General features: G+C 47.2%; 26 protein-coding genes. All 26 read left to right on the plus strand.

Annotated elements, in window-relative coordinates; genetic code table 11:
- The first annotated feature begins 118 nt into the window (after window positions 1-118).
- The 26 genes from rpoB (at window position 119) to rpmD (ending at window position 21,937) form a co-directional block, all read left to right on the plus strand.
- Window positions 119-4,219, plus strand: a complete 4,101-nt coding sequence (rpoB, locus tag JQX58_RS14650) for a DNA-directed RNA polymerase subunit beta (protein WP_204147596.1) — start codon at window positions 119-121, stop codon at window positions 4,217-4,219.
- 67 nt (window positions 4,220-4,286) lie between these two features.
- Complete coding sequence (gene rpoC / locus JQX58_RS14655; RefSeq protein WP_204147597.1) at window positions 4,287-8,489, plus strand: DNA-directed RNA polymerase subunit beta'; 4,203 nt, start codon at window positions 4,287-4,289, stop codon at window positions 8,487-8,489.
- 132 nt (window positions 8,490-8,621) lie between these two features.
- Window positions 8,622-8,993 carry a 30S ribosomal protein S12 gene (gene rpsL / locus JQX58_RS14660; protein ID WP_204147598.1) on the plus strand — a complete coding sequence of 124 codons (372 nt, stop codon included), beginning with the start codon at window positions 8,622-8,624 and terminating at the stop codon, window positions 8,991-8,993.
- A 96-nt stretch (window positions 8,994-9,089) separates the two neighbouring features.
- Complete coding sequence (gene rpsG / locus JQX58_RS14665; protein ID WP_204147599.1) at window positions 9,090-9,563, plus strand: 30S ribosomal protein S7; 474 nt, start codon at window positions 9,090-9,092, stop codon at window positions 9,561-9,563.
- Between the two features lie 18 nt (window positions 9,564-9,581).
- Window positions 9,582-11,675 carry an elongation factor G gene (gene fusA, locus JQX58_RS14670; protein WP_204147600.1) on the plus strand — a complete coding sequence of 698 codons (2,094 nt, stop codon included), beginning with the start codon at window positions 9,582-9,584 and terminating at the stop codon, window positions 11,673-11,675.
- A gap of 34 nt (window positions 11,676-11,709) precedes the next feature.
- On the plus strand, window positions 11,710-12,933 hold the full coding sequence (gene tuf / locus JQX58_RS14675; RefSeq protein WP_204147601.1) for an elongation factor Tu: 1,224 nt from the start codon (window positions 11,710-11,712) through the stop codon (window positions 12,931-12,933).
- Window positions 12,934-13,131: 198 nt separating this feature from the next.
- Window positions 13,132-13,443, plus strand: a complete 312-nt coding sequence (gene rpsJ, locus JQX58_RS14680; RefSeq protein ID WP_012071937.1) for a 30S ribosomal protein S10 — start codon at window positions 13,132-13,134, stop codon at window positions 13,441-13,443.
- A 127-nt stretch (window positions 13,444-13,570) separates the two neighbouring features.
- Window positions 13,571-14,209, plus strand: a complete 639-nt coding sequence (gene rplC, locus JQX58_RS14685; protein WP_204147602.1) for a 50S ribosomal protein L3 — start codon at window positions 13,571-13,573, stop codon at window positions 14,207-14,209.
- A gap of 12 nt (window positions 14,210-14,221) precedes the next feature.
- Complete coding sequence (gene rplD, locus JQX58_RS14690) at window positions 14,222-14,827, plus strand: 50S ribosomal protein L4 (protein ID WP_204147603.1); 606 nt, start codon at window positions 14,222-14,224, stop codon at window positions 14,825-14,827.
- On the plus strand, window positions 14,824-15,120 hold the full coding sequence (gene rplW / locus JQX58_RS14695) for a 50S ribosomal protein L23 (protein ID WP_204147604.1): 297 nt from the start codon (window positions 14,824-14,826) through the stop codon (window positions 15,118-15,120). The genes rplD and rplW overlap by 4 nt, the downstream gene beginning before the upstream one ends.
- Window positions 15,121-15,134: 14 nt before the next feature.
- Window positions 15,135-15,959: a 50S ribosomal protein L2 gene (rplB, locus tag JQX58_RS14700; protein WP_204147605.1), complete on the plus strand. Its 825-nt coding sequence runs from the start codon at window positions 15,135-15,137 to the stop codon at window positions 15,957-15,959.
- A 15-nt stretch (window positions 15,960-15,974) separates the two neighbouring features.
- Window positions 15,975-16,250, plus strand: a complete 276-nt coding sequence (gene rpsS / locus JQX58_RS14705) for a 30S ribosomal protein S19 (protein WP_055462806.1) — start codon at window positions 15,975-15,977, stop codon at window positions 16,248-16,250.
- Between the two features lie 16 nt (window positions 16,251-16,266).
- Window positions 16,267-16,599: a 50S ribosomal protein L22 gene (gene rplV / locus JQX58_RS14710; RefSeq protein WP_055462807.1), complete on the plus strand. Its 333-nt coding sequence runs from the start codon at window positions 16,267-16,269 to the stop codon at window positions 16,597-16,599.
- Window positions 16,600-16,613: 14 nt separating this feature from the next.
- The gene (gene rpsC / locus JQX58_RS14715) at window positions 16,614-17,294 is read left to right on the plus strand and encodes a 30S ribosomal protein S3 (protein WP_204147606.1); all 681 of its coding nucleotides are present in this window, start codon (window positions 16,614-16,616) and stop codon (window positions 17,292-17,294) included.
- A 10-nt stretch (window positions 17,295-17,304) separates the two neighbouring features.
- Window positions 17,305-17,718, plus strand: coding sequence for a 50S ribosomal protein L16 (gene rplP, locus JQX58_RS14720; RefSeq protein WP_204147607.1), 414 nt, complete (start codon window positions 17,305-17,307; stop codon window positions 17,716-17,718).
- A complete protein-coding gene (rpmC, locus tag JQX58_RS14725; RefSeq protein WP_055462810.1) occupies window positions 17,719-17,910 on the plus strand; it encodes a 50S ribosomal protein L29 in 192 nt (63 codons plus the stop codon).
- Window position 17,911: 1 nt separating this feature from the next.
- Window positions 17,912-18,178 carry a 30S ribosomal protein S17 gene (rpsQ, locus tag JQX58_RS14730; protein ID WP_204147608.1) on the plus strand — a complete coding sequence of 89 codons (267 nt, stop codon included), beginning with the start codon at window positions 17,912-17,914 and terminating at the stop codon, window positions 18,176-18,178.
- Window positions 18,179-18,229: 51 nt separating this feature from the next.
- Window positions 18,230-18,598, plus strand: coding sequence for a 50S ribosomal protein L14 (gene rplN, locus JQX58_RS14735; RefSeq protein ID WP_067037076.1), 369 nt, complete (start codon window positions 18,230-18,232; stop codon window positions 18,596-18,598).
- A 15-nt stretch (window positions 18,599-18,613) separates the two neighbouring features.
- Window positions 18,614-18,931 (plus strand): 50S ribosomal protein L24, encoded by a 318-nt coding sequence (gene rplX / locus JQX58_RS14740; RefSeq protein WP_204147609.1) that lies wholly within the window; start codon window positions 18,614-18,616, stop codon window positions 18,929-18,931.
- A 17-nt stretch (window positions 18,932-18,948) separates the two neighbouring features.
- Window positions 18,949-19,488, plus strand: a complete 540-nt coding sequence (gene rplE / locus JQX58_RS14745; protein ID WP_204147610.1) for a 50S ribosomal protein L5 — start codon at window positions 18,949-18,951, stop codon at window positions 19,486-19,488.
- Between the two features lie 12 nt (window positions 19,489-19,500).
- Window positions 19,501-19,806, plus strand: coding sequence for a 30S ribosomal protein S14 (gene rpsN / locus JQX58_RS14750; protein ID WP_204147611.1), 306 nt, complete (start codon window positions 19,501-19,503; stop codon window positions 19,804-19,806).
- Window positions 19,807-19,935: 129 nt separating this feature from the next.
- On the plus strand, window positions 19,936-20,328 hold the full coding sequence (gene rpsH, locus JQX58_RS14755; protein ID WP_204147612.1) for a 30S ribosomal protein S8: 393 nt from the start codon (window positions 19,936-19,938) through the stop codon (window positions 20,326-20,328).
- 8 nt (window positions 20,329-20,336) lie between these two features.
- Window positions 20,337-20,870 (plus strand): 50S ribosomal protein L6, encoded by a 534-nt coding sequence (gene rplF / locus JQX58_RS14760; protein ID WP_204147613.1) that lies wholly within the window; start codon window positions 20,337-20,339, stop codon window positions 20,868-20,870.
- A 13-nt stretch (window positions 20,871-20,883) separates the two neighbouring features.
- Window positions 20,884-21,234 carry a 50S ribosomal protein L18 gene (gene rplR, locus JQX58_RS14765; protein ID WP_204147614.1) on the plus strand — a complete coding sequence of 117 codons (351 nt, stop codon included), beginning with the start codon at window positions 20,884-20,886 and terminating at the stop codon, window positions 21,232-21,234.
- A 10-nt stretch (window positions 21,235-21,244) separates the two neighbouring features.
- Window positions 21,245-21,745, plus strand: coding sequence for a 30S ribosomal protein S5 (rpsE, locus tag JQX58_RS14770; protein ID WP_133565208.1), 501 nt, complete (start codon window positions 21,245-21,247; stop codon window positions 21,743-21,745).
- Window positions 21,746-21,751: 6 nt separating this feature from the next.
- The gene (gene rpmD / locus JQX58_RS14775; RefSeq protein WP_067223468.1) at window positions 21,752-21,937 is read left to right on the plus strand and encodes a 50S ribosomal protein L30; all 186 of its coding nucleotides are present in this window, start codon (window positions 21,752-21,754) and stop codon (window positions 21,935-21,937) included.
- Window position 21,938: the final 1 nt, after the last annotated feature.

Consider the following 21,938-nt stretch of genomic DNA (forward strand, 5'->3'; position numbering starts at 1 on the left):
TTTGGGTTTGTAAAACCCTATTAAAATTTGAATATATTTCTGAGAGAATACTCTCTCGTTTCGGTAAGGCCTGACTAAGAGGCCTTTTGCGTCAATGTGCACAAGCTGGGGAATGCTGATGGCTTACTCATACACTGAGAAAAAACGTATCCGTAAGGATTTCGGTAAACTGCCGCCCGTTTTGGATGTGCCATACTTGCTGGCAATTCAGCTTGAATCCTACCGTAACTTCTTGCAGGAAGGTAAAAATCCTGCAGAGCGTGGGGAACTAGGTCTGCATGGGGCCTTTAAATCTGTCTTTCCAATGGTCAGCTTTTCCGGCAATGCGGCGCTAGAATACGTCGATTACCGATTGGGCAAGCCAGTATTTGATGTAAAAGAGTGTCAGCTACGTGGTGTTACGTATGCCGCTCCTTTACGTGTTCGTGTACGTCTTATCATTTACGATAAAGAATCAGCGAACAAGGCAATCAAAGACATTCGTGAGCAAGAAGTCTACATGGGCGAAATCCCATTAATGACTGAAAATGGTACGTTTGTAATCAACGGTACTGAGCGTGTAATCGTATCTCAGTTACACCGTTCTCCTGGTGTGTTCTTCGACCACGATCGTGGTAAGACTCACTCATCAGGTAAACTGCTGCATTCAGCTCGCGTAATTCCTTACCGTGGTTCTTGGTTGGACTTCGAGTTTGATCCAAAAGACTGCGTTTTCGTTCGTATCGACCGTCGTCGTAAGTTGCCTGTAACAATCTTGTTACGCGCACTAGGTTTTGATACTGAGCAAATTTTAGAAAAATTCTTCGATACTACCCACTTCTACCTAAGTCGTGATGGCATCGAAATGGAGCTTACTGCAAGCCGCCTACGTGGTGAGACAGCTCTATTCGATATCACTGACCAAGAAGGTAATGTGATCGTTGAAGAAAGTCGTCGCGTCACTGCAAAACATATCCGTCAGATGGAAAAAGTTGGTCTAGAGCGTCTCTCTGTACCACTTGAGTACCTGTTGGGTAAAGTGACTGCTAAAAACCTAGTGCATCCAGGTACGGGTGAGCTGATCGCGGAAGCGAACACAGAAATGTCTGTGGATCTATTAGAAGCACTTGTTGCGGCAGGTATTACTGATATTGATGTGCTCTACACCAACGACCTAGATAACGGTCCGTTTATTTCTGACACGCTACGTATTGATCCAACCAATAACCAGTTGGAAGCGTTAGTCGAAATCTACCGTATGATGCGCCCTGGTGAGCCACCAACCAAAGAGTCTGCTGAAGCACTGTTCCAGAGCTTGTTCTTCTCTGATGATCGTTACGATCTATCAGGCGTAGGTCGAATGAAGTTCAACCGTCGCTTAGGTCGCGATGAGGATGAAGGCCCAGGCATTCTAGATAATGACGACATCATTGATGTACTGAAGACATTGCTGGACATCCGTAACGGCAATGGCATGGTCGATGACATCGACCACTTAGGTAACCGTCGTATCCGTTCTGTCGGCGAAATGGCCGAAAACCAATTCCGTGTTGGTTTAGTACGTGTAGAGCGTGCCGTAAAAGAACGTCTGTCTATGGCAGAAGCGGACGGCCTAATGCCACAAGATCTATTGAACGCTAAGCCTGTAGCGGCAGCGATCAAAGAGTTCTTTGGCTCAAGCCAATTGTCTCAGTTCATGGACCAAAACAACCCGCTTTCTGAGGTCACTCACAAGCGTCGTGTGTCAGCGTTAGGACCTGGTGGTCTAACACGTGAGCGCGCTGGCTTTGAGGTTCGAGACGTTCACGCAACGCACTACGGTCGTGTGTGTCCAATCGAAACACCGGAAGGTCCAAACATCGGTCTGATTAACTCGCTTTCTACTTATGCGCGTACCAACAGCTACGGCTTCTTGGAAACGCCTTACCGTAAGGTAGTAGACGGCAAGATGACGGACGAAACGGTATACGTTTCAGCGATTGATGAAGCGAAATACGTTATCGCCCAAGCGTCGGTAAATGTCGACGAAGAAGGCCGTTTGGTGGATGAGTTGGTGCAGGTTCGTCACATGCACGAAACCACACTTATCCCGAAAGAAAAAGTAAACCTAATGGACGTGTCACCACGTCAGGTTGTGTCGGTAGCGGCATCGCTTATCCCATTCCTAGAGCACGATGACGCCAACCGTGCCTTGATGGGATCGAACATGCAACGTCAGGCTGTACCAACGCTTATCGCTGAAAAACCAGTGGTCGGTACCGGTATGGAGAAGAACGTCGCGAAAGACTCTGGTGTTTGTATCGTCGCTCGTCGTGGCGGTGTGATTGAGTCTGTGGATGCAAGCCGTATCGTCGTACGTGTGAACTCGGAAGAGACCGAAGCCGGTGAAGCGGGTGTAGATATCTACAACCTGACTAAATACGTTCGCTCGAACCAAAACACATGTATCAACCAGCGTACTTTGGTACTCAAAGGTGATGTGGTAGGTCGCGGTGACATCATGGCTGACGGTCCGTCTGTCGACATGGGTGATTTGGCCCTTGGTCAAAACATGCGTATCGCCTTCATGCCTTGGAATGGTTACAACTTCGAGGACTCGATCCTAGTATCTGAGCGTGTAGTTGAAGAAGACCGTTTCACGTCGATTCATATTCAAGAGCTAACGTGTGTGGCTCGTGATACCAAGCTTGGGCCTGAAGAAATCACATCAGACATCCCGAACGTAGGTGAGGGTGCGCTATCGAAATTGGATAACGCAGGTGTGGTATACATCGGTGCAGAAGTTGAACCAGGTGACATCCTAGTTGGTAAAGTAACGCCGAAAGGCGAGACCCAGCTAACGCCTGAGGAAAAACTTCTACGTGCCATCTTCGGTGAAAAAGCGTCTGACGTAAAAGATACGTCACAACGTGTGAAAACCGGTACGCGCGGTACAGTTATCGACGTACAAGTGTTTACACGCGATGGTATCGAGAAAGATGAGCGTGCTAAGTCAATTGAGAAAGCTCAATTAGACGAAGTTCGTAAAGACTTGAACGAAGAGTTCCGTATCGTCGAGAAAGCAACGTTTGAACGTCTAGCGGAAGCGCTAGTTGGTCAACAAGCAGAAGGCGGCCCTGGTCTTGCGCGCAATGCAGTGATCACTGAAGAGTATCTAGCGAACCTAGATCACCCAGAGTGGTTCAAAATTCGCGTAGCGAACGAAGAAGCGAGCGAGCAGCTTGAAAAAGCGCAAGCGGCTTTGATTGAGCGTCGTAAAGATCTTGATGCGAAATTCGAAGACAAGAAACGCAAGCTACAAACTGGCGATGATCTAGCACCTGGTGTGTTGAAGATCGTTAAAGTTTATGTGGCAGTGAAACGTCGTATCCAGCCTGGTGATAAAATGGCCGGTCGTCACGGTAACAAGGGTGTAATCTCTAAGATCATGCCTGTGGAAGACATGCCGTACGACGAAAACGGTGATCCGGTTGATATCGTTCTAAACCCACTGGGTGTACCGTCACGTATGAACGTGGGTCAGGTACTAGAGACTCACTTGGGTGCAGCAGCGAAAGGCCTAGGCCGTAAGATCGACGAAATGCTCAAGCTTGAGCGTGAAAAAGCTGACACAGTTAAAGAGCTTCGTGCGTTCCTAAACGAAATCTATAACGGCTACGAGGGTGATCTTCGTCCAGCGCGTACAGAAGACCTAGACAGCTTCTCTGATGAAGAGATCCTTGTATTAGCGTCTAACCTTAAGAAAGGTGTACCGATGGCGTCTGGTGCCTTCGATGGTGCTAAAGAAGCTGAGATCAAGCGTATGCTGCGTCTAGCGGGCATCAACGAAAGTGGACAGGTGAAACTGTTCAACGGCCGTACTGGTGAAGCGTTTGAGCGTCCTGTAACCGTTGGTTACATGTACATGCTCAAGTTGAACCACTTGGTAGATGATAAGATGCACGCTCGTTCTACTGGCTCGTACAGCCTTGTTACTCAGCAACCGCTGGGTGGTAAAGCACAATTCGGTGGTCAGCGTTTCGGTGAGATGGAGGTATGGGCACTTGAAGCATACGGTGCAGCATACACACTACAAGAAATGTTGACTGTTAAGTCGGACGACGTGAACGGCCGTACTAAGATGTACAAAAACATCGTAGATGGCGATCACCGTATGGAGCCAGGCATGCCTGAATCCTTCAACGTATTGGTGAAAGAAATCCGTTCTCTTGGTATCGACATCGAGCTAGAAAACGAATAAGCACGAATCACATTTGACCTGCTGGGAAGGTTAAGCCTTCCCAGCCTTACGAGTGGGGCGAATATCCATGAAAGACTTATTAGGTCTTCTAAAAACACAGGGACAATCAGAAGAGTTTGATGCGATTCGCATTGGCTTAGCTTCTCCAGATATGATTCGTTCATGGTCTTATGGTGAAGTTAAAAAGCCAGAAACCATCAACTACCGTACGTTCAAGCCTGAGCGTGACGGTCTGTTCTGTGCCAAAATCTTTGGTCCTATCAAGGACTACGAATGTTTGTGTGGTAAATACAAGCGTTTAAAACACCGTGGTGTCATTTGTGAGAAGTGTGGTGTAGAAGTTGCGTTGTCAAAAGTGCGTCGTGAGCGCATGGGACACATCGAACTTGCATCGCCAGTGGCTCACATCTGGTTCCTAAAATCTCTACCATCTCGTATCGGTCTTATCATGGATATGACCCTACGTGATATTGAGCGTGTGCTGTACTTCGAATCATTCATCGTAATTGATCCAGGTATGACGACCCTAGAAAAAGGTCAGCTACTGAACGATGAGCAATACTTCGAAGCACTAGAAGAATTCGGTGACGAATTTGACGCGCGCATGGGTGCGGAAGCGATTCAGTGCTTGCTACGTGATCTTGATCTTGCTGAAGAGATCAACACGATGCGTGAAGAGCTAAACGCAACCAACTCAGAAACACGTATTAAGAAGCTTTCTAAGCGTCTTAAACTGATTGAAGCGTTCCATCATTCTGGTAACAACCCAGAATGGATGGTATTGGAAGTTCTGCCAGTATTGCCACCTGACCTTCGTCCTCTAGTGCCACTAGAAGGTGGTCGTTTTGCAACGTCTGACTTGAACGATCTATACCGTCGCGTTATCAACCGTAACAACCGTCTAAAACGTCTTCTTGAGCTAGCTGCTCCAGACATCATCGTACGCAACGAAAAACGTATGCTACAGGAGTCTGTTGATGCGCTACTAGACAACGGTCGTCGCGGTCGTGCGATCACAGGCTCTAACAAGCGTCCTCTAAAATCTTTGGCAGATATGATCAAAGGTAAGCAAGGTCGTTTCCGTCAGAACCTTTTGGGTAAACGTGTAGACTACTCTGGCCGTTCTGTAATCACAGTAGGTCCATCTCTACGCTTGCACCAGTGTGGTCTGCCGAAGAAAATGGCTCTTGAGCTATTCAAGCCATTCATCTTCTCTAAACTAGAACTTCGCGGCATGGCAACAACCATCAAAGCAGCGAAGAAAATGGTTGAGCGTGAAACACCTGAGGTGTGGGATATTCTTGATGAAGTTATCCGCGAACACCCAGTGATGCTTAACCGTGCACCAACGCTTCACCGTTTGGGTATCCAAGCGTTTGAGCCGATCCTGATCGAAGGTAAAGCGATTCAGTTGCACCCACTTGTGTGTGCGGCCTACAACGCCGACTTCGACGGTGACCAGATGGCGGTACACGTACCGTTGACCATCGAAGCACAGCTAGAAGCTCGTGCCTTGATGATGTCGACAAACAACATCTTGTCACCAGCAAACGGCGAGCCGATCATCGTGCCTTCGCAGGACGTTGTATTGGGTCTGTACTACATGACGCGTGAGAAGATCAACGCGAAAGGCGAAGGCATGGCCTTCTCTGATATCAAAGAAGTACACCGTGCTTACGGCGCGAAGCAAGTTGAGTTGCACGCAAAAATTAAAGTGCGTGTAGATCAGGTTGATACAACGTTGGAAGGTGAGAAAATCCCGTCTACGTTTATCGCCGATACTACCGTTGGTCGTGCGTTGCTATTTGATGTGGTGCCTGATGGCCTACCGTTCTCGGTAATCAACCAGCCAATGAAGAAAAAAGCGATCTCTAACCTAATCAACGAGTGTTACCGTAAAGTTGGTTTGAAAGAGACGTGTATCTTCGCTGACCAATTGATGTACACAGGTTTCCAATACGCGACCGCGTCTGGTTCTTCTGTAGGTGTTGATGACTTCGTTATCCCGCCAGAGAAAACAGCGATCATCGCGCAAGCGGAAGAAGAAGTTAAAGAAATCGAATACCAGTTCGCTGACGGTCTTGTAACGCAAGGCGAGAAGTACAACAAGGTAATCGACTTATGGTCTCGTACCAACGAAACCGTTACCGAAGCCATGATGAAAAACTTGGCGAAAGAAACGGTTATCGATAAAGACGGCAACGAAGTTGAGCAGCAATCATTTAACTCTGTTTACATGATGGCCGACTCTGGTGCCCGTGGTAGTGTGGCTCAGATGCGTCAGCTAGGTGGTATGCGTGGTCTGATGGCGAAACCGGATGGTTCCATCATCGAAACGCCGATCACTGCGAACTTCCGTGAAGGTCTATCAGTACTTCAGTACTTTACCTCTACTCACGGTGCGCGTAAGGGTCTTGCCGATACCGCCTTGAAGACAGCCAACTCTGGTTACCTAACGCGTCGTCTAGTAGACGTAGCGCAAGACTTGGTTATCACAGAAGTAGACTGTGGAGCGAAAGAAGGTCTTCTAGTAAGTGCCTTGATCGAAGGTGGTGACGTTGTTGTGCCACTAGGTCAGCGCGTGCTAGGTCGTGTGGTTGCACAAGATGTTATCGACTCTAAAGGCGAGCTAGTGGTTGAAGCGGGTACGCTGATTGATGAGCACAACGTGCGCGCAATCGAAGCAGCAGGTGTCGACGAGATGATCGTTCGCTCTGTTATCAGCTGTGAAACGAAGCACGGTGTCTGTGGTATGTGTTACGGTCGTGACCTAGCACGTGGTCACTTGGTGAACATCGGTGAATCTGTGGGTGTTGTTGCTGCACAGTCTATCGGTGAGCCGGGTACACAGCTTACCATGCGTACCTTCCACATCGGTGGTGCGGCCTCTCGAGCGTCTGCAGTAGACAGCGTTCAGATCAAGAGTGCCGGTACGGTTCGTTTCCACAAGATGAAGAGCATCGAGCGTGAAAACGGTCAGCTAGTTGTGGTATCGCGTTCTTCTGAATTGGCGATTGCTGATGAAGCAGGTCGTGAGAAAGAGCGTTACAAGCTACCTTACGGTGCGGTTCTAAGTATTCGTGAAGGCGAAGAAGTGGCAGCTGGTCAAGTGGTTGCTAACTGGGACCCACACACTCACCCAATCGTATCTGAGATGCAAGGTAAGCTTGAGTTCTCTGGTATGGAAGAGGGCGTAACGATTCGCCGTCAATCGGATGAGCTAACAGGCCTGACAACGATCGAAGTCCTAGAGATGAAAGATCGTCCATCATCTGGTAAAGACCTGCGTCCAACTATCTCGGTAGTAGACGAAAATGGTGCGCCAGTGATGATTCCGGGTACGGAAATGCCAGTACAGTACATGCTTCCTGAGAAGGCTCTATTGAGCTTGGATCACGGTGCAACGGTGAAATCCGGTGAAGTACTAGCGCGTATCCCACAAGAAACACAGGGTAACAAGGATATCACCGGTGGTCTTCCACGCGTGGCAGACTTGTTCGAAGCACGTCGTCCGAAGGATCCTGCTGTCATGGCAGAAGCATCAGGCGTAGTAAGCTTCGGTAAAGAGACAAAAGGTAAGATCCGTTTGGTGATTACTCCACAAGATGGTGGTGACCCAATCGAAACCTTGATTCCAAAATGGCGTCAAATCAACATCTTCGACGGTGAAGAAGTTGAGAAGGGTGAGATCATTGCCGACGGTCCTTTGAACCCACATGACATCTTGCGTCTTCAAGGTGTAACAGCGCTAGCTGACTACATCACTAACGAGATCCAAGAGGTTTACCGTCTACAAGGTGTAGGCATCAACGATAAGCACATCGAAGTGATCGTGCGTCAGATGCTGCGCAAAGTAGACATCACTGATTCAGGTGATACCAACCTGATTCAGGGTGACCAAGTAGAATACACGCAAATGCAAGAAGCGAACGAAGCTGCTGAAGCTGAAGGTCGTTTCCCATCTAAGTTTGAGCGCGTTCTACTGGGTATTACTAAAGCTTCTTTGGCGACTGAGTCATTCATCTCTGCGGCATCGTTCCAAGAGACGACTCGTGTCCTAACAGAAGGTGCGGTAACTGGTAAGAAAGACCACTTGCGTGGTCTGAAAGAAAACGTTGTGGTAGGTCGTCTGATCCCTGCGGGTACAGGTTTGGCATACCATAGCGGTCGCAAAGCTAAGAAAGAGCTTGCGCAAGCAACGGCAGAAGGTAATGCATCAGTAAGTGCTTCGGATGTAGAAGAAGCATTAAGTGCCGCATTGAAAGACTAGACGTCATTGTATTAGCACGGGAGGTGAATTTTTGTTCGCCTCCCTATTGACTGTTTTATAGGCGCAAATTACACTTGCGCCTCCTTATTTTTGGCGATTTCCGCCAATAGAATTGGATGTGGAGCTTGTTAAATGGCAACCGTTAACCAGTTGGTTCGTAAACCACGTAAACGTAAAGTGGCAAAAAGTGACGTTCCTGCGTTACAAGCTTGTCCGCAACGCCGCGGCGTCTGCACACGTGTATACACTACTACGCCTAAGAAGCCTAACTCGGCTTTGCGTAAAGTATGTCGTGTTCGCTTGACGAACGGCTATGAAGTTACTTCCTACATCGGTGGTGAAGGTCACAACCTGCAAGAACACAGCGTAGTGCTGATTCGCGGCGGTCGTGTAAAAGACCTTCCAGGTGTTCGTTACCACACAGTACGTGGTAGCTTGGATACTTCTGGCGTACAAAATCGTAAGCAAGGCCGTTCTAAATACGGTACTAAGCGTCCTAAGTAAGCTAGCACAGCTACTTAACTCGTTTAGACATAATTTTTTAAACAGTAAGGCCGAGCACAGAGATGGTCTCGGACTCACCTGAAGAGGATATAATCCATGCCTAGAAGACGCGTCGTCGCTAAGCGTGAAGTGCTTCCAGATCCGAAACACGGAAGCCAACTTCTTGCAAAATTCATTAACCACGTAATGGTTAGTGGCAAGAAATCTACAGCTGAAAGCATCGTTTACAATGCGCTAGACACAGTTGCAGAACGCACTAAATCTGAAGATGCTATGGCTATCTTCGAAAAAGCACTAGAATCTATCCAGCCAATGGTTGAGGTTAAATCTCGCCGTGTTGGTGGTGCGACTTACCAAGTACCTGTTGAAGTACGTCCAGCTCGTCGCTCAGCGCTATCTATGCGTTGGTTGGTAGACGCTGCTCGTAAACGTGGTGAGAAGTCAATGGCACTACGTCTTGCAGGCGAAATTCTAGATGCGTCTGAGAACAAAGGTTCAGCTGTTAAGAAACGTGAAGACGTTCACCGTATGGCTGAAGCGAACAAAGCGTTCTCTCACTACCGTTTCTAATCATCCGGAGAAGCTTAAGTGGCACGTAAGACACCCATCAATCGTTACCGCAATATTGGTATTTGTGCGCACGTTGATGCGGGTAAGACGACAACTACTGAGCGTGTTCTGTTCTACACCGGTCTTTCACATAAGATCGGTGAAGTCCATGATGGCGCAGCCACCATGGACTGGATGGAGCAAGAACAAGAGCGTGGTATCACGATCACTTCAGCGGCAACAACTTGCTTCTGGAATGGGATGAATCAGCAGTTTGATCAACACCGCATTAATATTATCGACACCCCTGGGCACGTAGACTTTACCATTGAAGTAGAGCGTTCATTACGTGTACTTGACGGTGCTGTTGTCGTGCTGTGTGGATCGTCTGGTGTGCAGCCACAAACTGAGACCGTCTGGCGTCAAGCTAACAAATATGAAGTGCCACGTATGGTGTTCGTCAATAAGATGGACCGTACCGGTGCGGACTACTTCAGTGTCGTAAGACAGCTTGGAGAGCGCTTGAACGCAAACGCTGTACCGATTCAAATTAATATTGGTACAGAAGACGAGTTTGCCGGTGTGGTAGATTTGTTGCTAATGAAAGCCATTATGTGGAACGACGCTGATAGCGGTATGACGTACACGTTGGAAGATATTCCAGCGGATCTCGTTGCTACTGCTCAAGAGTGGCGTGAAAAAATGGTTGAGTCGGCAGCAGAAGCAGATGAAGAGTTAATGGATAAATACCTTGAAGAAGGTGATTTGTCTGTCGAAGACATCAAAGCAGGCTTGCGTGCACGCACACTGGCCAACGAAATTGTTTTGGTGACTTGTGGTTCTGCCTTTAAAAACAAAGGCGTACAAGCGGTACTTGATGCCGTTGTAGAATACCTACCGTCTCCTTTGGAAGTTAAAGCAATCGAAGGCACCCTAGAGGATGCTGAGACTGTGGTTACCCGTGAGGCAGACGACGACGCTCCATTTGCTGCATTGGCGTTTAAAATCGCCACTGATCCATTTGTGGGTACGCTGACCTTTATACGTGTATACTCGGGTATGCTAAATTCTGGCGACGCGGTATACAACTCGGTGAAACACAAGCGTGAGCGTGTGGGTCGTATGGTGCAAATGCACGCGAATAGTCGAGAAGAAATCAAAGAAGTACGCGCAGGCGATATTGCGGCTTTGATTGGTATGAAGGATGTAACCACTGGGGATACCCTATGTGACGGCAAAGATATTGTTGTCCTAGAGCGTATGGAATTCCCAGAGCCAGTAATCTCTGTCGCTGTAGAGCCTAAGTCTCAAGCGGATCAAGATAAAATGGCTGTGGCTCTTGGTAAGCTGGCGCAGGAAGATCCGTCTTTCCGCGTTGAAACGCACGAAGAGACAGGTCAAACCATTATCTCTGGTATGGGTGAGCTTCACCTAGATATTCTCGTCGACCGAATGAAACGTGAGTTTAAAGTTGATGCAAATATCGGTAAGCCTCAGGTATCCTACCGAGAGAAAATTCGCAAAGAAGTGGAAGTTAACCACAAATTTGTGCGGCAATCTGGTGGCCGAGGACAGTATGGCCACGTTGTAATGAAGCTGATTCCAACCGAAAATGAAGGTTTGGAATTTGTGAATGAGATTGTCGGTGGTGTTATTCCGAAGGAATACATCCCAGCTGTCGAACGAGGTATTTCAGAGCAAATGAAGAACGGAGTTATTGCCGGCTATCCTTTATTGGGATTGAAGGTAGTATTGTTCGATGGTTCTTACCATGATGTTGACTCTAATGAAATGGCCTTTAAAATTGCAGCTTCTCAAGGGCTTAAGAAAGGTGCTGCAGATGCAGAACCTTGTGTTCTTGAACCGGTGATGAAAGTAGAAGTTGTAACCCCTGATGAGTACATGGGTGATGTGATGGGTGACCTGAATCGTCGTCGTGGACTTGTACAGGGTATGGAAGACTCCCCATCCGGGACGATAATCCGAGCAGAAGTGCCGTTAGGTGAAATGTTCGGTTATGCAACGGATGTGCGCAGTTTGTCGCAAGGGCGTGCAAGCTACGCAATGGAATTCCTAAAATACGCTGAAGCGCCAGCTAGTGTGGCAGACGCGATCATCAAAAATGAAATTTAATCATCATACTTACTATTCATAAGGTGTATGTATCATGGCAAAAGAAAAGTTCGACCGTAGTAAACCACACGTAAACGTTGGTACTATCGGTCACGTTGACCACGGTAAAACTACTCTAACTGCAGCACTTACTCGTGTATGTGCTGAAGTATTCGGCGGTACAGCTGTTGCATTCGATGGTATCGATAACGCTCCTGAAGAGCGCGATCGTGGTATCACAATCGCAACATCTCACGTAGAGTACGATTCTCCAACTCGTCACTACGCACACGTAGACTGTCCAGGACACGCCGATTATGTTAAAAACATGATCACTGGTGCTGCACAGATGGACGGCGCGATCCTAGTATGTGGTGCGACTGACGGTCCTATGCCACAAACTCGTGAGCACATCCTTCTTTCTCGTCAGGTAGGTGTACCTTACATCGTTGTATTCCTAAACAAAGCAGACCTTCTAGCTGAAGACTGTGGCGGTGCTGACACTGAAGAATACGCAGAGATGCAAGAGCTTGTAGAGATGGAACTTCGTGACCTTCTTTCTGAGTACGACTTCCCAGGTGATGACACTCCAATCATCCCAGGTTCTGCCCTAATGGCATTGAACGGCGAAGACGACAACGAAATGGGTACTACTGCAGTAACTAAACTAGTTGAAGCTCTAGATTCTTACATTCCTGAGCCAGAGCGTGCAATCGACGGTGCATTCATCATGCCTATCGAGGACGTATTCTCTATCCAAGGTCGTGGTACTGTAGTAACTGGCCGTGTAGAGCGTGGTATCATCAACGTTGGTGAAGAAGTTGAAATCGTAGGTATCAAAGAAACTACTAAGACAACTTGTACTGGTGTTGAAATGTTCCGTAAACTGCTAGACGAAGGCCGTGCAGGTGAGAACATCGGTGCACTTCTACGTGGTACTAAACGTGACGAAGTTGAGCGTGGTCAAGTACTAGCTAAGCCTGGTTCTATCAACCCGCACACTGACTTCGAAGCAGAAGTATACGTTCTGTCTAAAGATGAAGGTGGTCGTCACACGCCATTCTTCAAAGGCTACCGTCCACAGTTCTACTTCCGTACAACTGACGTAACTGGTGCTTGTGAGCTTCCAGAAGGCGTTGAAATGGTTATGCCTGGTGACAACATCCAGATGACTGTATCTCTAATTCACCCAATCGCGATGGACGAAGGTCTACGTTTCGCGATCCGTGAAGGTGGTCGTACAGTTGGTGCTGGTGTAGTTGCTAAGATCCTTAAATAATTTTTGCTTCGGCATAAATTAGATCTAACTGCATGAAAAAGGTCGCTCGAAAGGGCGGCCTTTTTTTGTAATGAGGGTTTTTCGAATTGGTTACTTGACAACCAATTTTTAAGACGCTAACATTCGCCGTCCTTAAATAAGGATGGTAGGTCAAATTCTGTACAGGTGACCTATCGAACATAGTATTTGGAGTTGGAAATGCAAAGCCAAAAAATCCGTATTCGTTTGAAAGCTTTCGATCACCGTCTGATTGATGCTTCAACGCAAGAGATTGTGGACACTGCTAAGCGCACTGGTGCTCAAGTACGTGGTCCTATTCCGCTTCCTACTCGCAAAGAACGTTACACAGTACTGATTTCTCCACACGTAAACAAAGATGCGCGTGACCAATACGAAATCCGTACACACAAACGTGTTCTAGACATCGTTGAGCCAACAGAAAAAACTGTTGACGCTCTAATGAAGCTAGATCTTGCGGCAGGCGTGGAAGTACAAATTTCTTTGGGTTAATCCCCAAAGGTTTAGGGGTGCGATAACCAGCAGGTATCTGTTGGCCTAAGCACAATCGTGGAATGATCTGGAATGATCAGCCGTAGCGGGTGACAGCCCCGTACACAACTGGCAATTGAGGTATAAAATGGCTATTCAATTAGTCGGACGTAAAGCCGGAATGACACGTATCTTCAATGAAGATGGTGTATCCGTGCCAGTAACCGTCATCGAGGTTGAACCGAACCGCGTAACACAAGTGAAAAATGCAGACACTGACGGCTACTCAGCTGTTCAAGTAACTGTTGGCTCACGTCGTGCTAACCGTGTCACTAAAGCAGCTGCAGGTCACTTTGCAAAAGCTAACGTTGAAGCGGGTCGTGGTTTGTGGGAGTTCCGCCTTTCTGGTGACGAAAAAGAAATCAACGTTGGTGATGAGCTAACAGTAGCTGATTTCGAGTCTATTTCTAAAGTTGACGTTATCGGTCAATCTAAAGGTAAAGGCTTCCAAGGTGGCGTTAAACGTCACAACTTTAGCACGCAAGATGCTACACACGGTAACTCATTGTCTCACCGTGCTCCTGGTTCCATCGGTCAATGTCAAACACCTGGTCGTGTTTGGAAAGGCAAAAAGATGGCTGGTCACATGGGCGCAGCTCAAGTAACAACTCAATCTCTAGAAGTTGTTCGTGTTGATGCTGAACGTAACCTTATCCTTGTAAAAGGTGCGGTTCCTGGCGCTGTAAATGGTGACGTAATCGTTCAACCAGCAGTTAAAGCTCGCTAAGAGGGGTAGACAATGAACTTGAATCTAACAGGTGCTGAAGGAACTGTAGAAGTTTCTGATGTGACCTTTGCGCGTGAATACAACGAAGCGCTAGTTCACCAGGTTGTTACTTCTTACCTGGCTGGTGCTCGTCAAGGTACTCGTGCTCAGAAAACTCGCTCTGAAGTAGCTGGTGGTGGTAAGAAGCCATGGCGTCAAAAAGGCTCAGGCCGTGCACGTGCTGGTACTATCCGTAGTCCTCTATGGCGTACTGGTGGTGTGACTTTCGCTGCGAAACCACAAGACCACTCTCAGAAAGTAAACAAGAAGATGTATCGTGCAGCAATGCGCACCATCTGGTCTGAGCTTGCTCGTCAAGACCGTCTTGTTGTAGTTGAAGAGCTTTCTATCGAAGCTCCGAAAACTAAGCTATTCAAAGCTAAAATGGCTGAATTGAATGTTGAAAACGCGCTTGTAGTTGCGCAAGAGCTAGACAACAACTTGTTCCTAGCTGCGCGTAACATCCCGAACGTTGACGTTCGTGATGCGGCGTCTGTTGACCCTGTTAGCTTGATTGCATACGACAAAGTGTTGGTGACAGTTGGTGCTCTGAAACAAGTTGAGGAGGCACTAGCATGATCGGCGAACGCATTTATAAAGTGTTGTTAGGTCCACACATCTCTGAAAAAGCGACTATCGTTGCCGAAGGTAACGGTCAGTACGTATTCCGCGTAACAAACGACGCGACTAAACCAGAGATTAAACAAGCAATCGAAGCGTTGTTTGAAGTCAAAGTAGAATCTGTTCGCACGTTGAACCACAAAGGTAAAACTAAGCGTACAGCTCGTGGTCTAGGCAAGCGTAACGACGTTAAAAAAGCGTACGTACGTTTGGCAGAAGGCCAAGAAATTGATTTCTTGGGCGCTGAATAAGGGGAGATAGGTCAATGGCTGTTGTAAAAAGTAAGCCAACGTCTGCAGGCCGTCGTCACGTTGTTAAAGTTGTTAACAGTGACTTGCACAAAGGTGCGCCTTACGCTCCTTTGCTAGACAAAAAAAGCAAGTCAGGTGGTCGTAACAACAACGGACGCATCACTACTCGTCACGTAGGTGGTGGTCATAAGCAGCATTACCGTATCGTAGATTTCCGTCGTAACAAAGATGGTATCCCTGCGGTAGTTGAGCGTTTGGAATATGATCCAAACCGTTCTGCACACATTGCATTAGTAAAATATGCTGATGGTGAGCGTCGTTACATCATCGCTTCCAAAGGTATGGAAGCGGGTTCTGTTGTTTCCAACGGTGCAAATGCCCCTATCAAAACAGGTAATACTTTGCCTCTGCAAAACATCCCTGTAGGTAGTGTGGTTCACTGTATCGAGCTTAAGCCAGGTAAAGGTGCACAGGTTGCACGTTCTGCTGGTGCTTCTGCTCAGCTTGTTGCTCGTGAAGGTCGTTACGTTACTCTTCGCCTACGTTCTGGCGAAATGCGTAAAGTCCTAACTGAGTGTCGTGCTACGCTAGGTGAAGTTGCTAACTCTGAGCACACTCTACGTGTTCTTGGTAAAGCAGGTGCTAAGCGCTGGCGTGGTGTTCGCCCAACCGTTCGCGGTGCGGCAATGAACCCAGTAGATCACCCACACGGTGGTGGTGAAGGTCGTAGCTCAGGTGGTCGTCACCCAGTTACTCCTTGGGGTGTACCTACTAAAGGTTACAAGACACGCAAGAACAAGCGTACTGATAAACTTATTGTACGTCGTCGTACTAAGTAATAAGAGGAAACGACTGTGCCACGTTCACTAAAAAAAGGTCCTTTTATCGACCTTCATTTGTTGAAAAAGGTAGAGGCTGCGGTAGAAAAGAATGACCGTCGTCCAATTAAAACTTGGTCGCGCCGTTCTACTATCTTCCCTGAATTTGTAGGGTTGACTATCGCTGTCCATAATGGTCGCCAACACGTCCCAGTACTAGTATCTGAGGACATGGTCGGTCATAAATTGGGTGAGTTCGCTCCGACCCGTACCTACAAGGGTCACGCTGCGGACAAAAAGGCCAAACGGTAATTAAGGGGTATTAATCATGAGTGAAGTAAGCGCTTCATTGAAGGGTGCTCGCCTCTCAGCGCAGAAGGCCCGTTTGGTAGCAGATCAAATCCGCGGCAAATCTGTAAGCGAAGCACTGAACATTTTGGCGTTCAGTCCTAAAAAGGCGGCAGCAATTGTCAAGAAAGTACTAGAGTCTGCTGTAGCGAATGCTGAGCATAACGAAGGTGCTGATATCGATGACTTGCGTGTGTCTACGATCTACGTTGATGAGGCTATGACTCTAAAACGTATCAAAGCTCGAGCTAAAGGCCGTGCCGATCGTATTCTAAAACGCGGTTGCCATATTACAGTTAAAGTCGCTGACTAATTAGGAGAAACCCAATGGGTCAGAAGGTTCATCCAACTGGAATTCGCCTAGGGATAGTTAAAGACCATACTTCTACTTGGTATGCGAACAACCAAAACTACTCTAAGCAACTTTTAAATGATCTTCAGGTTCGTAAGTACCTAGAAGACAAACTTGTACAGGCTTCTGTTTCTCGCATCGAGATCCAGCGTCCTGCGCAAACAGCTCGTATTACTATCCACACTGCTCGTCCGGGCATCGTGATTGGTAAGAAAGGCGAAGATGTTGAGAAACTACGTAACGCTGTCTCTAAAATGATGGGCGTGCCAGTTCACATCAACATCGAAGAAATTCGTAAGCCAGAACTAGATGCTAAATTGGTTGCGCAAAACATTGCTGGCCAACTAGAGCGTCGTGTTATGTTCCGTCGTGCTATGAAGCGTGCAGTGCAAAATGCAATGCGTGCAGGCGCGAAAGGTATCAAGGTTCAGGTTAGTGGTCGTCTTGGCGGTGCAGAAATCGCTCGTGCAGAGTGGTACCGTGAAGGTCGTGTGCCTCTACACACACTACGTGCTGACATCGACTACGCTACTTATGAAGCAAGCACTACTTACGGCATCATTGGTGTCAAAGTGTGGATCTTCAAAGGCGAAATCTTGGGCGGTATTGAACAAGTGCGTGCTGAAAAAGGCGCACAGAAGAAGAAGTCTAAGTAGGGGGTAGTAAATGTTACAGCCGAAACGTACTAAGTTCCGTAAGACGCAGAAAGGTCGCAACCGCGGTCTAGCGCTTCGCGGCAACCAAGTTAGCTTTGGTGAATTCGGATTGAAAGCGACTGAACGTGGTCGCATCACCGCTCGTCAAATTGAAGCGGCGCGTCGTGCAATGACTCGTCACATCAAGCGTGGTGGTAAAATTTGGATCCGTGTATTCCCAGACAAGCCGATTACTCAGAAGCCTCTAGAAGTGCGTCAGGGTAAAGGTAAAGGTAGCGTAGAATACTGGGTGGCTCAAATCCAACCAGGTAAGATGCTTTATGAAGTTGAGGGCGTATCTGAGTCTCTAGCACGCGAAGCGTTCGCGCTAGCGGCGGCTAAGCTTCCTCTATCCACAACTTTCGTAACGCGTACGGTGATGTAGATGAAAGCTAAAGAATTGCAAGAAAAGTCTGTAGCAGAGCTACAGCAGACCTTGATCGAACTGCTACGTGAGCAATTTACACTGCGCATGCAGAAGGCCACTGGTCAGTTGGCTCAAACTCATTTGCTCTCGCAAGTTCGCCGCAATATCGCACGTGTTAAAACCGTGCTAAATGACAAGGCAGGTAACTAAGATGGCAAGTGTAGAAACTCAAGCTCGTACAGCTACTGGTAAAGTAGTAAGCGATAAGATGGATAAGTCCATCGTAGTACTAGTTGAGCGTACTGAACGTCACCCTCTATACGGTAAGTTCGTTCGTCGTTCAACTAAACTGCACGCTCATGATGAAAACAACGAGTGTCAAGTTGGTGATACAGTTAAGGTTGTAGAAACACGTCCTTACTCTAAAACTAAAACTTGGAAACTAGCTCAAGTTGTTGAGAAAGCAGCTGCTGTATAAGCAGCTCCTTCCTTCATGAGACTTGTTATCTAATTTGATTGGAGAGCAGTAATGATTCAAACAGAATCGATGCTTGATGTAGCAGATAACAGCGGCGCGAAGCGCGTTCAGTGTATTAAAGTACTGGGTGGCTCTCATCGTCGTTATGCTGCAATCGGTGACATTATCAAGGTCACAGTTAAAGAAGCGATCCCACGTGGTCGTGTTAAGAAAGGCCAAGTTATGAACGCAGTTGTCGTTCGAACTAAGAAAGGTGTGCGTCGTCCTGATGGCTCTGTAATCCGTTTTGATGTAAACTCAGCGGTTCTACTAAATGCTTCAGGCCAACCGATCGGTACTCGTATCTTTGGCCCTGTGACACGTGAATTGCGTACAGAGCAGTTCATGAAAATTGTTTCTCTTGCGCCTGAAGTGCTGTAAGAGGGAGGGGACAGAATGCGTAAAATCAAACGTGACGATGAAGTCGTAGTAATTGCTGGTAAAGATAAAGGCAAACGCGGCAAAGTTGTTAAGGTAGTAGACGAAACTCGCGTCATCGTTTCTGGCATCAATATGGTCAAGAAACATGAGAAGCCAAACCCTATGAAGGGTACGACTGGCGGTATCGTTGAAAAAGAAGCACCTATCCAGGTTTCTAACGTAGCCATTTTTAACAATGCTACTGGTAAAGCGGATCGCGTCGGCTTTAAAGTGAATGAAGACGGTACTAAAGTACGTGTTTTCAAGTCTAACAGTGAAGCGATCGACGCCTAAGAGCGAGAATTATAGCCATGGCGAGACTTAAACAAGTTTATAATGATCAAGTAGTAGCTAAACTGACTGAACAGTTCGGTTACAACAACGTAATGGAAGTGCCTAAAATCACTAAAATTACGTTGAATATGGGTGTTGGTGAAGCTATCGCAGACAAGAAACTTCTTGAAAATGCGGTAAATGATCTTACAGCACTTAGCGGCCAGAAAGTGGTAGTAACGAAAGCACGCAAATCTGTTGCAGGCTTCAAAATCCGTGACGGTTACCCGATCGGTTGTAAAGTTACTCTACGTGGCGACCGTATGTGGGATTTCTTCGACCGTTTGGTTGATGTTGCTATCCCACGTATCCGTGACTTCCGTGGTCTAAACCCGAAGTCATTTGACGGACGCGGTAACTACAGCATGGGTGTTAAAGAGCAGATCATCTTCCCAGAAATCGAATACGATAAAGTTGATCGTGTACGTGGTCTTGATATCACTATCACAACAACTGCTCGTACCGACGAAGAAGGTCGTGCTTTGCTAGCCGCCTTTAGTTTCCCTTTCAAGAAATAAGAGGTAGGAATCATGGCTAAAATTTCAATGATTCAACGCGAAGCTAAGCGCGCAAAATTAGTAGCTAAGTACGCTGAAAAGCGTGCTGCTCTAAAAGCGATCATTAACGACGTTAATGCATCGGATGATGAGAAATGGGAAGCAACGCTTAAATTGCAAGCGCTTCCACGTGACTCATCTTCTTCACGCCAAGTAAATCGTTGTCAAGTGACAGGTCGTCCACACGGTGTTTACCGTCGTTTCGGTCTATCACGCATCAAGCTGCGTGAAGCAGCAATGCGCGGCGACGTACCAGGCTTGAAGAAAGCTAGTTGGTAAGCAAGTAGAGCACGATCATAATACATGGCAGTGAGAGGGTGTCTAAATACTGGACATTCTGCTCGCTGCTGTGTACTATGCGCGAGCTCTATTTGCTGCACAATGGTTTTTTCTATTAGGAGCTCTTAAATGAGTATGCAAGATACAATTGCGGATATGATCACTCGTATTCGTAACGCACAGTTGGCTGCAAAAACAACTGTGTCTATGCCTTCATCAAAAATGAAGGTGTCTGTTGCTAACGTTCTTAGCGAAGAAGGTTACGTAACTGGTTACAGCGTAGAAGAAGGTACAAAACCGACTCTTACTATCGAACTAAAATACTTCGACGGTAAGCCTGTAATCGAAGAAATTAAACGCGTTTCTCGTCCAAGTTTGCGTCAATACAAAGCATCAGCTGAACTACCTAAAGTAGAAGCGGGCCTAGGTGTGGCTATCGTATCTACTTCTAAAGGTGTTATGTCTGATCGCGCTGCACGCGCTGCAGGCATTGGCGGCGAAGTAATCTGCACAGTATTCTAGGAGTTAGTATGTCTCGAGTTGCGAAAAGCCCTGTGACGCTTCCTAGTGGTGTAGAAGTTACTCTAAACGGACAATCTGTTGCTATTAAAGGCGGCAAAGGTTCTCTAGAGCTTAACGTACACACAAGCGTTGAAGTTAAAAATGAAGAAAGCGTACTGACGTTTGCTCCACGTGATGGCAGCAAGCAAAGCATGGCCCTAGCTGGTACTACACGTGCCCTAGTCAACAACATGGTTGTTGGTGTGAGCCAAGGCTTTGAAAAACGTCTACTACTACAAGGTGTTGGTTACCGTGCTGCTGTTAAAGGTAACGTATTGAACCTTTCACTAGGTTTCTCTCACCCAGTAGATTACGAGTTGCCTGAAGGCGTTACTGCTGAATGTGCATCTCAAACTGAAATCATTCTTCGCGGTATCGACAAACAAGCAGTAGGCCAAGTGGCTGCTGAAGTTCGTGGCTTCCGTCCACCAGAGCCATACAAAGGCAAGGGTGTTCGCTATGCTGATGAAACTGTTCGTCGTAAAGAAGCTAAGAAAAAGTAGTAGGTAAGCATTCATGAACACTAAGAAACAATCTCGAATTCGTCGTGCTCGCCGCACGCGTTTGCATATTCGTGACCTAGGTGCGAACCGCCTTACCGTAAATCGCACACCTCGTCACATGTATGCGCAAGTTATTTCGCCATGTGGTAGCAAAGTGCTAGCAAGCGCTTCTACTCTAGATGCGAGCCTACGTTCTTCTGCGACAGGTAACAAAGACGCAGCGGCTAAAGTGGGCGCTCTAATCGCTGAACGTGCTAAAGAAGCAGGCATTAGTGCTGTTGCTTTCGATCGTTCTGGCTTCAAATACCACGGTCGCGTTCAGGCGTTAGCAGATGCTGCGCGTGAAGCTGGTCTAGAGTTCTAAGAGGTAGCAAATGGCAGTTAACGAACAACAAACTAGCGATCTACAAGAGAAGCTAGTACAAGTAAACCGCGTTGCTAAAGTAGTTAAGGGTGGTCGTATCTTCTCTTTCACTGCTTTAACAGTTGTTGGTGATGGTAACGGTAAAGTAGGTTACGGCCGTGGTAAAGCACGTGAAGTACCTCAAGCTATCCAAAAAGCGATGGAGCAAGCTCGTCGCAACATGGTATCTGTTGCTCTAGATGGCGACACTCTTCAGTACCCAGTTAAAGCGGTTCACGGTGCATCTAAAGTGTACATGCAGCCAGCTTCTCAAGGTACTGGTGTTATCGCAGGTGGTGCGATGCGTGCGGTTCTTGAAATCGCAGGCGTACATAACGTACTAGCTAAGTGTTACGGTTCAACTAACCCTGTAAACGTTGTACAAGCAACGATCAAAGGTTTGGCTGACATGCGTGCACCAGAGCAAATCGCTGCGAAACGCGGTAAGTCTGTCGATCAAATTTTGGGGTAATGTGAAATGGCTAACAACACCATCACAGTTGAATTGACTCGTAGCCCTATCGGTCGTCTTCCAAAGCACCGTGAAACAGTTAAAGGCTTGGGTCTTAAAAAGATCGGTCAGCGTCGTGAACTTGAAGATACTCCTTCAGTTCGTGGCATGATCAATAAAGTTTATTACATGGTTAAAGTGGTAGGAGAATAAC

This window comes from Marinomonas ostreistagni (genome assembly GCF_016888445.1).
GTDB classification, from domain to species: domain Bacteria; phylum Pseudomonadota; class Gammaproteobacteria; order Pseudomonadales; family Marinomonadaceae; genus Marinomonas; species Marinomonas ostreistagni.

Excerpts from the sequence above, each read along its gene's own strand:
- rpsG (WP_204147599.1), top strand. The coding sequence starts at position 9,090 with ATGCCTAGAAGACGCGTCGTCGCTAAGCGTGAAGTGCTTCCAGATCCG.
- rpsH (WP_204147612.1), top strand. The coding sequence starts at position 19,936 with ATGAGTATGCAAGATACAATTGCGGATATGATCACTCGTATTCGTAAC.
- rplB (WP_204147605.1), top strand. The coding sequence starts at position 15,135 with ATGGCTGTTGTAAAAAGTAAGCCAACGTCTGCAGGCCGTCGTCACGTT.
- rplX (WP_204147609.1), top strand. The coding sequence starts at position 18,614 with ATGCGTAAAATCAAACGTGACGATGAAGTCGTAGTAATTGCTGGTAAA.
- rpsL (WP_204147598.1), top strand. The coding sequence starts at position 8,622 with ATGGCAACCGTTAACCAGTTGGTTCGTAAACCACGTAAACGTAAAGTG.
- rpsE (WP_133565208.1), top strand. The coding sequence starts at position 21,245 with ATGGCAGTTAACGAACAACAAACTAGCGATCTACAAGAGAAGCTAGTA.
- rplE (WP_204147610.1), top strand. The coding sequence starts at position 18,949 with ATGGCGAGACTTAAACAAGTTTATAATGATCAAGTAGTAGCTAAACTG.
- rpsJ (WP_012071937.1), top strand. The coding sequence starts at position 13,132 with ATGCAAAGCCAAAAAATCCGTATTCGTTTGAAAGCTTTCGATCACCGT.
- rplR (WP_204147614.1), top strand. The coding sequence starts at position 20,884 with ATGAACACTAAGAAACAATCTCGAATTCGTCGTGCTCGCCGCACGCGT.
- rplN (WP_067037076.1), top strand. The coding sequence starts at position 18,230 with ATGATTCAAACAGAATCGATGCTTGATGTAGCAGATAACAGCGGCGCG.
- rplF (WP_204147613.1), top strand. The coding sequence starts at position 20,337 with ATGTCTCGAGTTGCGAAAAGCCCTGTGACGCTTCCTAGTGGTGTAGAA.
- rplD (WP_204147603.1), top strand. The coding sequence starts at position 14,222 with ATGAACTTGAATCTAACAGGTGCTGAAGGAACTGTAGAAGTTTCTGAT.
- rpoC (WP_204147597.1), top strand. The coding sequence starts at position 4,287 with ATGAAAGACTTATTAGGTCTTCTAAAAACACAGGGACAATCAGAAGAG.
- rpsQ (WP_204147608.1), top strand. The coding sequence starts at position 17,912 with ATGGCAAGTGTAGAAACTCAAGCTCGTACAGCTACTGGTAAAGTAGTA.
- rpoB (WP_204147596.1), top strand. The coding sequence starts at position 119 with ATGGCTTACTCATACACTGAGAAAAAACGTATCCGTAAGGATTTCGGT.
- rpmC (WP_055462810.1), top strand. The coding sequence starts at position 17,719 with ATGAAAGCTAAAGAATTGCAAGAAAAGTCTGTAGCAGAGCTACAGCAG.
- rpsN (WP_204147611.1), top strand. The coding sequence starts at position 19,501 with ATGGCTAAAATTTCAATGATTCAACGCGAAGCTAAGCGCGCAAAATTA.
- rplW (WP_204147604.1), top strand. The coding sequence starts at position 14,824 with ATGATCGGCGAACGCATTTATAAAGTGTTGTTAGGTCCACACATCTCT.
- tuf (WP_204147601.1), top strand. The coding sequence starts at position 11,710 with ATGGCAAAAGAAAAGTTCGACCGTAGTAAACCACACGTAAACGTTGGT.
- rplP (WP_204147607.1), top strand. The coding sequence starts at position 17,305 with ATGTTACAGCCGAAACGTACTAAGTTCCGTAAGACGCAGAAAGGTCGC.
- rplV (WP_055462807.1), top strand. The coding sequence starts at position 16,267 with ATGAGTGAAGTAAGCGCTTCATTGAAGGGTGCTCGCCTCTCAGCGCAG.
- rpsC (WP_204147606.1), top strand. The coding sequence starts at position 16,614 with ATGGGTCAGAAGGTTCATCCAACTGGAATTCGCCTAGGGATAGTTAAA.
- rpmD (WP_067223468.1), top strand. The coding sequence starts at position 21,752 with ATGGCTAACAACACCATCACAGTTGAATTGACTCGTAGCCCTATCGGT.
- rplC (WP_204147602.1), top strand. The coding sequence starts at position 13,571 with ATGGCTATTCAATTAGTCGGACGTAAAGCCGGAATGACACGTATCTTC.